This window comes from Roseobacter sinensis (assembly GCF_025755255.1).
GTDB classification, from domain to species: Bacteria; Pseudomonadota; Alphaproteobacteria; order Rhodobacterales; family Rhodobacteraceae; genus Roseobacter; species Roseobacter sinensis.
The window spans coordinates 193,679-206,145 of sequence record NZ_JALIEB010000007.1; the positions used below are offsets into that span (position 1 = coordinate 193,679).

The following is a 12,467-nucleotide window of genomic DNA, read 5'->3' on the forward strand; positions in this document are numbered from 1 at the left end:
TTCAGTGGACCGGCACCGGAGCATGCGCGTGTTCACCAGCAGGTCTCCTCCGTTCCGGCAAGGCGCTGCAGCGCCTCGTAATAGTAGTAGTCGCCGTAGATCAGGCTTACATCGATCCACTGGTCCTGCGGCAGCTTGCCGGTCGCATGCAACAGCAGGCCGTCCTGCGCCGGATCGTCGAAGGCCGTGCAGCGCTCGGTCAGGGTCCGGATCAGGGCCTCGGCTTCACCGCGGGCCCGCGGGCAGCCGAGGCGGGCAAGTTCGAGAAGGCCGCAGGCGGTCACGGCGGCAGCTGAGCTGTCGCGCGGTGCCGTCACGGCGTCAGGCGCCCGGAAATCCCAGGGTGGGACCCCGTGCGGAGCATTCATCTCAAGAAACCTGTCCGCCACCGTTCGCGCCTTTTCCCGATAACCGGCGTGGCCAGTATACCGGGCAGCGATCGCCAGGCCGTAGACGGCCCAGGACTGGCCCCGCGACCAGGCGCTGTCGGCCGCGTAACCCTGACCGCCATGTGCGGCAACGCGCGCGCCACTTCTCTGGTCGAACTCCACGATGTGGTGCGTTGTGTCGTCCGCGCGAATGAATTCGGGGATCGCGCGGGACAGATGCCCCCGTGCCAGGTTCGCAAAGCGCGGCTCGCCCGTCACCTCGCTCGCCCAGAAGAGCAGCGGCAGGTTCATAAAGGTGTCGATGATTGAATAGCCACGCCGGTTTTCCGCGTTCCAGGCCTCGATCACCCCGCCGGCGACGTTGAAGCGTCCCATCAGCAGATTGGCCGCCACCAACCCGCGCCGCCGCGCATCCTCCGCGCCGGTCTGCTTGAACCGCATCACGGCCGTGGGCTGAAACTGGAACCCGACATCATGGTGCAGCTCGTGAAACCACGCATGATCGATGAGGGCAAAGAGCTGATCTTCGGCCTGACGCGCGAGATCGGCAAGGCGCGCGTCTGGGCCGTCGTTCAGCCTCAGCCGGATCAGGCCCGGCCAGAACCCGGACGTCCACCACCAGGCGAGATCCATCGGATACCGCCCGTCGACGGTGGCGTGCAGGAACGCGGCACCGGCCTTGGCGACCAGCTGGTCGAGCTTGGCGCGCGCGCCGCCGTAAGCGGTGGCCACCCAATCGGGCGGCGCGACCTCACGAGGCGCGAGGTTCATTGTGTGTCTCCTTGATACCGTGGGAGGAACGTGACGTTGATCTCTGTTGATCCCGTCGGCCCGGACGGCGACAGGCAGATACGCTGGAAGCGCTCGGTTCGACCGTCGCGCGTCGTGATCGGAGGCAACGCCTCGATCTCGACACCCAAGGCGGGATCGAAACTCACCAGGAGCGGCCCCAGCGCCAGGTGGCCCGGTCCGAGATCCTCGATCGTGGCCTGCGTGATGAGCACCGATGTCAGCTCTCCCGTTGCGACGAACTCAGCCTGATCACGCAAATGAACGGCACCCGCAGGTCGGTCGAGCACAAGCCTCCGGATCAGGCGCTTCACACCCGCCTGCCGCGGATAGGTGGCCGCGATATCCATGAGCAGCCGGTCGCCCTCGCATGTGACATCGCGGGCGGCAAACGCATGTCCGAACGCCTGCCGGTGGCCGTTCACCTCGGGCACCGAATGTCCGTGCGAGCCATAGTTCGGCATCTCGTAGCGCAGGGCGGGATCGAAGGCCTGCCGGCTGTAGAGCCCCGCTCCGATCTCGGCGACCGGCGTTTGCGTGCCGAGTGAAATCACGAATGAACCCACATCGTTGTGATTGTGCGGCTCGCCGTTCGTGCCGCCCTTCGCAGCGAGCGCCAATGCCCCAGATTTGCCCGGGTGCAGGCGCGCAACGAAGATCTGCGTGTCGGGAAGCCAGTCGCGCGGCGCCGGCTGGCACGTGGTATCCGCCTCCTCCCACCAGAGGAAATCGCGGATCTGTTCGGCCGGGTAGCGCAGCGTGTGCGTCCGCTCCGCATCGGTGCAGGGGTCCAGCGCGTGCAACTCCGGCAGCTCCAGTCGGGTTCCGAGATGACGCAGCAGGGCCGTCTGGACGATCCGGTTGGACACATTGTCCGAAAACAGCGGATAGCGCTGCGGTCCGAGCTGAATGCGTGCCGGGAAACGGGCGACCTGGCGCATGTGCGGGGCAAGCAAGGGGTCGATGCGCCCTTCGGTGCGGGCCGCGATCAGGTCTGCAAAGCACGCATAAGCGAAAACGCCCTTTTCCCAGTAGCCCACGCCCTCGGCGCATCCGCCATCCGGTGGGAAGCTGGCCAGATAATGCTCAAGCTCGCGAAGCGCTTTGGCCAGCACAGCGGCAAGCCTGTCGCAATCGGCCTCAAGGTAGATCGCAGCGGCCGCGGTCAGCCCGGCGCAGACCGGCGCCCAGTTGGGGCTGGATCGGCCCATCTCCCGCGCGCCCATCCAGAACATGTCGTCGCGCGCCAGCAACGGCGCGACCCCGCGGGCCTCTACCGCGCGGCGCAGGCGCGCGCGCGGGGCGGGGTGCAGGCTGTCGCCGAGCATGTGATCCACTTCAGCAACCAGAAGGCAGGCCATCGCCGACCACAGATCGATGACCTGAAGCTCCGGCAGCGGCAGGCCGTCGGTGAATTCGCCACCATGGGCCGGTACGACCCATGTCGGCTCGGTGAGGATCGCATCGAGCATGTCGTGAATGGGATCGAGGAAGCGCCCCTGTCCTTCGAGCCCCTCCGCCAGTGCCATCCAGGTCAGCCGGTCGCGGCGGGCGTCCATGGGGGCCTCGTACCCCTCCCGGCGCCCCGTGCGGTGGTAGTCGAGAAAGAGCGTCAGCGGCAAGGGCGGGATCGCTTTGGTCCGGACGGCCTCGGCCTTGGCGATGACCTCGCTCGCGATGTGCTGGCGGGCCAGTCGGGCCCAGGCTTGACGGTCAGCATGCACGGGCAGCGATGCCTTGCCCTTGGTTTCGCGCAGGATCCGTGCGATCTCACCGGCGGAACGGGGGCTGGACATGGCCGTCATTCCGCCGCGACCCCCAGGCTGTCGACCCCGTCGAGCGTCAGGTCTTCGGCGTGGTGGCACGCGACCAGTCCGCCATCGACGGTCCTCAGCTGCGGCGCCTCAATCTTGCAGATCTCGGACGCAAACCGGCAGCGCGGATGAAACGCGCATCCGGAGGGCGGGTTGATGGGGCTTGCGACTTCGCCCGGCAGGCGCACGCGCCGCCGTTTCGAGCGCATCCGCGGATCGGGGATCGGCACCGCCGACAGGAGCGCCTCGGTGTAAGGATGACGCGGCCGGGTGAAGAGCGCTTCGGTCTCCGTCAGCTCCACCATCCGCCCCACATACATCACCGCCACGCGGTCGGAGATGTGCCGGACGACCGACAGGTCATGCGCGATGAAGAGAAACGTCAGGCCGAACTCCTCCTTGAGATCGGCCAGAAGGTTCAACGTCTGCGCCTGGATCGACACGTCCAGCGCCGAGACCGCCTCGTCCGCGACCACAAGGCGGGGGTTGAGCGCCAGGGCGCGGGCGATGCCGATGCGCTGACGCTCTCCGCCGGAGAACGCGTGTGGATAGCGGGTCAGGTATTCGGGCCGAAGACCGACCTTGCCGAGCAGGTCGGACACGCGATCGTCCAGCGCACGCCCCGACAGCCCCTCGGCCATGCGGATCGGCTCACCGACGATATCGCGCACGTTCATCCGCGGGTTCAGCGACCCGTTCGGGTCCTGGAAGATCATGCGCACCTCGCGGTGGATCGCCTTCAGCGTCTTGCCGGAGGCCGCGGCCAGATCGACCTCTCGGCCGTCGCTCATGCGATAGAGCACCTCGCCGGAGGTGACGGCGTGCACGCGCATGATCGTCTGGCCGAGGCTGGTCTTGCCGCAGCCGGATTCGCCCACCAGGCTCAGCGTCTCGCCTTCCAATATGTCAAACGAGACATCGTCCACCGCCTTGACCGACGGCTGTGCAGCGCTGAACAGGCTGGGCTTCTTGAGATGATAGTGTTTCTTGAGGTGCCGTACGCTGAGGATCGGTGTCATTCCGCAGCCTCCTTTTGATCCTTGCTGTTCTCGAGCCGCAGGCAGCGCGCCACGTGCCCCGCGCCGAGATCGACCGGTTCGGGTTCGCGCCGGTTGCAAAGGCCATCGACGAAGCGGTGGCAGCGCGGATGAAAGCCGCACCCCGATGGCCGCGCGAAAGGATGCGGCACCATCCCCGGAATGGCCGGCAAACGGGTGCCCCTGCGCGCATGCACCGATGGCATCGCGTTCAGCAGCGCTTCGGTATAGGGGTGCGCCGGCGCATGAAAGATCGTGTCGACATCGCCGCGTTCGACGACGCGGCCCAGATACATCACCGCCACCTCGTCGGCGATTTCGGCCACCACGCCCAAGTCATGGGTGATGAACATCACCGTCATTCCGGTCTCGGCCTGCAGATCGGCGATCAGGTCCAGAATGTTGGCCTGTGTGGTCACATCGAGCGCAGTGGTCGGTTCGTCGGCGATCAGCAGTGCCGGCCGGCAGGCCAGTGCCATCGCGATCATCGCCCGCTGGCGCATGCCGCCCGAGAGCTCGAATCCGTATTGGTCGAAGCGGCGCTCGGGTTCTGGAATACCCACGCGCTGCAAGGCGTCGATCCCGCGATTGCGGGCTTCGGCCCGCGAACAGGCCTCATGCGTCAGAACGCCCTCGAGCAGCTGCGTCCCGATCGTGTGCACGGGCGATAGCGCGGCCATGGGTTCCTGAAAGATCATCCCGAATGCGGCCCCGCGCAGGCTGCGATAGAGCTGCCCGCCCGAGCGTTCCGCCGCGAGGTCGATCGGCACCACACCCGGCGCGGGGCGATAGAGCATCTGCCCGCTGACGATCTTGCCGGGCTCGCGGGTCAGCCCCATGAGCGCGCGCGCGGTGACGGATTTGCCCGATCCGGACTCGCCGACGATGCACAAGGTCTTGCCGCGCGGCAGATCGAAGGACGACTGATCAACGCTGCGCACCACCCCTTCCTCGGTGAAGAAATGGCAGGAGAGATCGCGCACTTCGATCAGGTTGTCGGCTGAGTCAGGCATCGGCATCACGCGTAGGGGTCGGCCGCATCGCGCAGACCGTCCCCGAAGAAGTTGAGCGCCAGCACCGTCACGACGACCGCGACGCCCGGCGCAAAGAGCCACGGCGCAGTGGCGATGGTGCGTACGTTCTGCGCCTCCTGCATGAGCACGCCCCAACTGACCACCGGCGGGCGCAGGCCGATACCGAGAAACGACAGCGCCGTCTCGGCAAGGATCATCGTTGGGACCGCGAGGGTCAGCGTGGCGATGATGTGGGACGAGAAAGACGGCACCATGTGGCGCAGGATGATCCGCAGCTCCGGACAGCCGTCGAGGCGCGCGGAGGTCACGAAATCCTCGGATTTGAGCGCGAGGAAGCGGCCGCGCACCTCGCGCGCCAGCCCGGTCCAACCGATGAGCGACAGGATCACCGTGACCATGAAATAGACCGCAATCGGCGACCAGTAGGCCGGGATCGCCGCGGCCAGCCCCATCCAGAGCGGGATCTGCGGGATCGATTTCAGAAACTCGATGCTGCGCTGGACGATATTGTCGACCCAGCCTCCGAAATAGCCAGAAATCCCGCCGAGCACGATCCCGAGCACGAGGCTGATGCCGACCCCCACAAGCCCGACGGTCATCGACACCTGGCTGCCATGAATGACGCGCGAGTAGACATCGCGCCCGAGACGGTCCGCTCCGAGCGGATAAAACGGCTGCGTGGCATCCGCCGGACCGAAGAGCACGCGGTTCATCGGCAACACACCCCAAAGCACATAGGGCTCCGGCGCCGGGGCGAAGAAGCGCAGATCGATCCGCACGTCGGGATCGGGCGCGAAGTTCTTCTGCAGCGTCAATGGGTCGGTCTCGACCTTCCAGCCATGGGTGTGAAAGCCGAAGGTCCGGTTGCCCTCCGAATCCCGGTCCATGAACGCGACCTTCATCGGCGGGACATAGGCGTAGCGCGCGGCGTAGGCATTGGGATCCTTGGGCGCGACGAAGGACGCGAAAAGCGCAATGACGTAAATGAACAGAACAAACACGCCGGACCAGAGCGCCAGCTTGTGCCGGCGGAACTTCCACCACATCAGCGTCCACTGACCGGCCACGTCCACGCGGCGTTCGGCGGCAGGGGGGTGCGTTGTGTCGCTCATGGCCCCCTCACATCAGACCGTGGCGGACCCGGGGGTCGAGCCAGGCCAGCAGCAAGTCGGACAGAAGCGTGCCGATGACGGTCAGCACCGACAGCATGAAGATGAACGACCCGGCCAGATACATGTCCTGCGCCAGCAGTGCTTCGAGCAGCAGCGGTCCGGTCGTCGGAAGGCTCAGCACGATGGCGGTGATCGTGGCGCCGGAGACGAGATCAGGCAGTTCCCAGCCGAGACGGGAGACGAAGGGGTTCAGCGCGACGCGCAACGGGTATTTCACGGTTGCACGGGTCTCACTCAGACCGCGCGCACGGGCGGCCTCGACATAGGGTCGAGGCAGTTCGTCGAGCATGTTGGCCCGCACGATGCGAATGAGGCTGGCCGTGCCTGCCGTGCCGATCACCACGACCGGGATCCAGATCTTGCCCATCATGTCCCAGAACCGGGCCCAGGACCACGGCGCATCGGCAAATTCCGGGCTGAAGAGACCGCCCGCCGAGGTGCCGAAGACGGTGAAGGAGACATACATCAGGATCAGCGCGATGAGAAAATTCGGCGTGGCCAGCCCCAGAAACCCGATGAAGGTCATCACATAGTCGCCGACGGAGTACTTCCGCATCGCCGAGTAGACCCCAATGGGAAACGCGACCAGCCAGACGAAGATCATCGACGCGAAGGCGAGAACGAAGGTCAGACCAAGCCGTTCCCAGAGCAACTCGTCCACGGGACGGTTGTAGATGAAGCTCTGGCCGAAATCCCCGCGCAGGACGATGCCGGAAATCCATTTCCAGTATTGGACGATCATCGGATCATCCAGCCCGTAGCGCTCCCGCAGCATGACCAGTTGCGATTGCTCCACACTTTCGCCGGTCGACCGCATCGAAGCCATCACCGCGGTCAGATAATCGCCCGGCGGCAACTGGATGATCGCGAAGGACAGCACCGAGGCGCCGAAGAGGATCGGGACTGCCCACAGGACCCTATTGAAGATGTAACCGCCCATGGCGTTGCGTCCTTCTGGAAAAGCCCCCGAGTGGCAGGACGCCACCCGGGACAGGTCGGGAGGTCAGGGTTGATACGGCATGATATCGCGCGGCTCGCCGTAGAAGAAGGTGAACGGGTTGACCGGCGCGGGATCGGGATAGGCGAAGGAGCCCGGGAAGACCGCCGGCACGTTGTAGAGGCGCTTGCTGGTGATGCCGTAGGCAACGCTCGGAAGGGCGATGCCGATCGCCCAGAACTCTTCCTTCGAGATCTCGAGCAATTCGCGCATCAGCGCCCGGCGCGCGTCCAGGTCGGGCTCTGCCTGAACCATGTCGAAGAGCTCCATCTGGCGCTGTGCCGGCGCGGGCGGCGCCTCTCCCTCCAGGCCACCGGCGGTGTACCAGTCCGACCACAGATCCGCGAAGGAGCTTTCGAAGTTGTAGGGGAAGTACCACCGCGGATCGAGCTCGATGCCCAGTCCGCCATCGCCATCCCACATACCGGCATCCAACTCATTGCCTGTCAGCTTGGTCTCGTAGAGGGAACGCTCGATCTCGCGCACTTCCAGATCGATGCCAACAGCCGCCAGCTGTTGCTCCAGAAGTGGGCCGAGATCCACGAAATCCTTGCCGGACGCGACTTCGAAGACGATGCGGATCGGCTTGCCGTCGGGCCCCAGCCGGGTGCCGCCGCTGTCGCGATCGGCATAGCCCAGCCCGTCGAGAAGCGCGTTGGCTTTCTCGAGATCATGCTCGGTGTACTGCTTTGCGAAGGCCTCGTCGTAATAGACGCTCTCGGGACGGGGAGCGACCTGATAGGGCTCGCCGAGGCCCGCATAGACCGTGTCGATGATCTCTTGCCGGTTGATCGCGTGGCTGAGCGCAATGCGGAAGTCGCGGTTGCGATAGATCTCGCGCTTGACCGGATCGGGATTGGTCAGGTTCAGGAAGAACACGCCCGTGTTCATGTTCGCGTTGAGACGCGCGTGGAAGTTGTAGCCCGCCTTCTCGGCATTCTCGAACAGGATCGGGCGCTCCTTGGTGCCGTTGATCCGCCTCCACTGGAAATCGATCTCGCCGGAAATCGCCTTAAGCAGCGTGACTTCGCGGTCCTGGGTGACCTGGAACCTGACCGCGTCGATATAGGGAAGCTGATTGCCGTCGGGGTCGACCTTCCAGTACCACGGGTTGCGTTCGAAACTGACGACCGCGGAGGAGCCGTCGTATGGGGTCAGCTGGCGCCAGGGAAACAGCGTCGGCAGCTCTGTGTTTCTCCACCCGAAGGACGGCGAGATATCGGAAACCTTCTGGTTGAAAAGGTCGACCCAGGTGCCCACACCCGCCTCGGCCACCTTCGCGTCGATATCCTCGGCGTAGGATTTGTGAAACGGTTTCAGGTAGTGCGATGGATACCGCGTGAACATATCCGCGTTGCCATGAGCCAGATGATCCAAAAGCAGCCCCTTCGGCTCGGTGAAGATCAGCCTGAAGGTATGCGCATCGATGATCTCCAGCGCCGGCGGCTGATCCCCGTCCATCAGGAACGAGGGCGGTGAGGCCAGTTCGGGGTTGGTCAGCACATCGGTCCAGGCAAAGGCGATGTCTTCGGTGTCGAAGAGATCGCCGTCCGACCAGCGGATGCCCTTCCTGAGATTGAATGTGTATTCGCGGCCATCTTCGGACACCTCCCAGGAATCCGCGACATTCGGGATGACCGATGTCCATTCCGGGTTCCAACGGACCAGGTTTTCGTAACCGACCGTCCGCGTCAGCCATACCTTGTCGCCGGATCCGGTCAGCACCGCGTTCCAGGTGCCTCCGTAGGTCCCGATGCGTTCGAGCGGCGTGACGACCAGCGGATTTTCCGGCAGGCGTTCCGCGACCGGCGGCAACTCGCCTTGGGCGACAAGTTCGGCCAACTGTGGGGCCTCTGCATAGTCCGCTTCGGCGAGGCTCGCCGACACGGCCAGCACCGCAGCTGAGGCCAGCGATCTTTCAAGCCACTTTGCGTACTGCATCATGTGTTCCTCCCTTGTGCCACCGGCCCTCCCGCCGGTTCGAATGATCCCGTTTCGACCCGGCTCAACGCGCCATCCACCCCCCGTCCACGGCTATGATCTGACCGTGAAGGTACGCTGCGGCCGGCGAGGCCAGAAACACTGCCGTTCCCGCGACATCTTCGGGCCGGCCCCATCGGCCCGCCGGAATCCGCTCGAGTATCTGCCGGCTGCGCGTCTCGTCGGACAGCAGAGCTTCGGTATTTGCGGTCTCGATGTAGCCGGGCGCGATCGCATTCACGTTGACCCCGGACGCGGCCCATTCGTTGGCCAGCGCGCGGGTCAGCCCAGCGACCCCGTGCTTCGCGGCAGCATAGGCCGGCACGCGGACCCCACCCTGAAAACTCAGCAGCGAGGCGGTGTTGATGATCGCGCCCTGACCCTGCGCCACCATCCGCCGCCCCGCCGCCTGACTTAGCTTCCAGACCGATGTCAGGTTCAGATCCAGCACATCGTCCCAGTCAGCCTCGCCGTAGTCGACCGCAGCGTCGCGCCGGATGATGCCGGCGTTGTTCACCAGGATCGACACCGGCCCAAGCGCCGCCTCCGTCGCCTGCACGAGCCCGTCCATTCCGGCGGCGTCCATTCGACCGAGATCAACGGAGATCGCCGTGCCGCGTCGCCCGGCGCTTCGAATGCTGTCCAGAACCCGATCGGGGCCGGAGACGTTCGCGGTCACCGCCACATCGGCGCCGGCATCGGCGAGGGCGATAGCGATTGCAGCGCCTATGCCCGTCGCTCCGCCGGTGACCAAGGCAACACGTCCCGCCAGTGCCCCCATCAGATCATACTGACGGTCTTCTGAACCCAACCGAGCTTCGGATCGAAGCTCGCCCCCTGCACGCGGTCCGGCCCCGCCAGGGCCCAGAGGTAATAGCTTTGCGCCCCCGGAGCGCCGACATACGTGTGGTAGCCATGCGGCATCGCGATCATGGTGTCGTCGACGACCCGATGCATATGGTCGTAGCCCTGCACCGGGCTGTAATGCTGGATGATCCCGAAACTGTCGGGAGAGGAGACGCGGAAGTAGTAGATTTCCTCATGCATCTTCTCGGCACCATTGTCGGTCTCGTGTTTGTGCGGAGGATAGGTTGACCAATTGCCCGAAGGCGTGATCGTCTCGCCCACGATCAGGCTGGCCGCTGGCAGGCCGTTAGGCGCAACCAGGATTTCGCGGAAGTGCCTTGTATAGTTCAGCGTGCCCCACCGACCGGTGTTGACCTCTTCGGGTGCGATCACGTAGGGCTCTGTGTCCAGATCCGAAGGTGCGGTCGGCAAGGCCGCTTCCATGGCGGTCTCGGCACAGATCGAATAGGTCGTGCCGCGCGGCAGATAGACACTGTGCGGCAGTCCTGAGAAGACATTTGCGCGTTCCCCGATGACACCAAGGTCGGTTTCCGCGACCTCCATGCGACATTTACCCGACAGGATCACAAGAAGACCTTCGCGCGCGCCCTCCATCGTACCGTCCAGCCGCTCGCCAGCACCGAGCCTGATCACCGAAAACTTCAGCAGCGCACAACTCTGATCCTGCGACGGGATCAGACCGCTACCCGCCTCCATATGGTGAAAATGATGTCCCACAACTCACTCTCGATAATTGCACTGACCGCAAATTTACGCAATTTTTGCAAAAAATCAAGAAAATTTTCAAGATTGCGCCTTTTGTGCAGGTGGCGCGGTTGAGTGACGTTCAACAAGCTCGGTGGACAATATTTGGCGCATCGCCGGTTCGGCGTGGTTTTCGATGCGCGCAAGAAGCTGGCGAAATGCCGCTCCGCCAAGCGCTTCGCGGTCGATCCGGATTGTCGTGAGCGGTGGCTGTGAGAGCGCCGCCGGTGGCAGATCGTCAAACCCAACGATCGAAACGTCACCGGGAACAGATAGTCCCAACCGCCCGAGCGCCTGCATCGCTGCGATCGCGGTGATGTCGTTCGAGCAGAGCAGAGCGGTAAAACCGGTCCTGTCCAGCAGTGCTTTCAGCTTTCCAGACAGATCATCGACGGACAGGCTCAGTGGGACGTATTCGCATGGGGCCCCATCTCCCAGTATGCTGCGGGCACCCGCAAAACGCTCCTTGATCGTCTCCCGTTCCGAATGCATCAGACACGCGATCCGATCATGCCCAAGCTCGGTGAGAAATCTGCAAGCCTTTGCGCCGCCTCCAAAATTATCAGGCAGGACAACGTCAACCGCGTCATCGTCAGCGTTGGCCAAGGCATTCAGCAGCACTACAGGTTTTGCGAGCCTCTGCGCCGCCTCAATTGTTTCCCGAGTATCGACCGACAGGAGTATCACACCATCGGCGCGCGCAAGCGCGCTCTCCGTCTCGACGGTGTCGCCGAGGGGCATACATGTCAGTGACACTCCAGCAGCGCCCGCCGCGCGACTGACACCGGACAGGATATCGGTGTGGAACTGTCCCGCGTGCGAGGACAGCACCGTCATCGGGGCAAGAACCAGGACGGAGGACGCTATTGTCCGAAGCGGAGTTTCAAGCTTCAAGCCCAGGCTTTCGGCTGCACGTTGAACGTGTTCACGCACTTCGGCACTGATCCCCGGCAAGCCATTCATCACTCGGGACACCGTCGAGACGGAAACCCCGCTGATCCTCGCGATCTCGCTTTGCCTGATCTTCCGTGCCATGCCTGTCTTCAGCCTTCTACTTCGTTTCTCAATGGTGCTGGCATACTGCAACTGCTGCAAATTTTTGCAAGGATCAAATATGTGTGTCGCAGGATGTATGGGGCTGGGACAAGCCGTCGAGAGCGCGAATTGTCGAAGCACGTCCCGGTAACACGGGTGCTTTCGGTCGCTTTTCGACAGCCATATTGGGCTGCTCGTGGATCGATCCCAAGCCGTTCATCAGAGGTCTTATGGTCAGTTTTGCCAGATACCCCCGGAGACGTGCCAAACCTGTCCCAAAACGGTGTGACCGCTTCGAGGTGTTCGGCTCGACCTCTCTGACCCATGCGGTGTCGCTCTCAAAGGCAAAGAGCTGTCTGGGTGCAGTCACGCGTCCCCGGTCCATCGCGTCAAGTTCCCGCTTGATCGTTTGGGTCTCACCCTGTGTCCGGCCGGTTCTTGCGGCGTTCTTTTCCAACAAGGAGGCAGGCGGTATCGGCTTGGCGGCGGTCACCTGAGCAATGGCTGCGGACCCAAGACACACAAGTGCGATCTGCCCGGCCCTTTTTGTCTTGGCCACTGATGGTGGGTTTCTCTGATGGGGGTTTTGGGACGTGTGGGCGCATATTG

The 12,467-nt window shown here is 64.0% G+C and carries 10 protein-coding genes; all 10 read right to left on the bottom strand.

The window, feature by feature from the left end; translation table 11 throughout:
- Positions 1-32: 32 nt before the first annotated feature.
- Positions 33-1,160, bottom strand: a complete 1,128-nt coding sequence (locus MUB52_RS12800; protein WP_263844619.1) for a glycoside hydrolase family 88 protein — start codon at positions 1,158-1,160, stop codon at positions 33-35.
- Positions 1,157-2,974 carry a hypothetical protein gene (locus MUB52_RS12805; RefSeq protein ID WP_263844620.1) on the bottom strand — a complete coding sequence of 606 codons (1,818 nt, stop codon included), beginning with the start codon at positions 2,972-2,974 and terminating at the stop codon, positions 1,157-1,159. Before MUB52_RS12805 ends, MUB52_RS12800 begins: the two co-directional genes overlap by 4 nt.
- A 5-nt stretch (positions 2,975-2,979) precedes the next feature.
- Positions 2,980-4,011, bottom strand: coding sequence for an ABC transporter ATP-binding protein (locus MUB52_RS12810; protein ID WP_263844621.1), 1,032 nt, complete (start codon positions 4,009-4,011; stop codon positions 2,980-2,982).
- Positions 4,008-5,042, bottom strand: a complete 1,035-nt coding sequence (locus MUB52_RS12815) for an ABC transporter ATP-binding protein (protein WP_263844622.1) — start codon at positions 5,040-5,042, stop codon at positions 4,008-4,010. The genes MUB52_RS12810 and MUB52_RS12815 overlap by 4 nt, the downstream gene beginning before the upstream one ends.
- A gap of 5 nt (positions 5,043-5,047) precedes the next feature.
- Positions 5,048-6,175, bottom strand: a complete 1,128-nt coding sequence (locus MUB52_RS12820; RefSeq protein WP_263844623.1) for an ABC transporter permease — start codon at positions 6,173-6,175, stop codon at positions 5,048-5,050.
- Positions 6,176-6,182: 7 nt separating this feature from the next.
- Positions 6,183-7,175, bottom strand: a complete 993-nt coding sequence (locus MUB52_RS12825; RefSeq protein WP_263844624.1) for an ABC transporter permease — start codon at positions 7,173-7,175, stop codon at positions 6,183-6,185.
- A 63-nt stretch (positions 7,176-7,238) separates the two neighbouring features.
- Positions 7,239-9,176 (bottom strand): ABC transporter substrate-binding protein, encoded by a 1,938-nt coding sequence (locus tag MUB52_RS12830; RefSeq protein WP_263844625.1) that lies wholly within the window; start codon positions 9,174-9,176, stop codon positions 7,239-7,241.
- 61 nt (positions 9,177-9,237) lie between these two features.
- Positions 9,238-9,993, bottom strand: coding sequence for an SDR family oxidoreductase (locus MUB52_RS12835; RefSeq protein WP_263844626.1), 756 nt, complete (start codon positions 9,991-9,993; stop codon positions 9,238-9,240).
- The gene (iolB, locus tag MUB52_RS12840; protein WP_263844627.1) at positions 9,993-10,796 is read right to left on the bottom strand and encodes a 5-deoxy-glucuronate isomerase; all 804 of its coding nucleotides are present in this window, start codon (positions 10,794-10,796) and stop codon (positions 9,993-9,995) included. Before iolB ends, MUB52_RS12835 begins: the two co-directional genes overlap by 1 nt.
- Positions 10,797-10,862: 66 nt before the next feature.
- Positions 10,863-11,909 (bottom strand): LacI family DNA-binding transcriptional regulator, encoded by a 1,047-nt coding sequence (locus MUB52_RS12845; protein WP_263844628.1) that lies wholly within the window; start codon positions 11,907-11,909, stop codon positions 10,863-10,865.
- Positions 11,910-12,467: the final 558 nt, after the last annotated feature.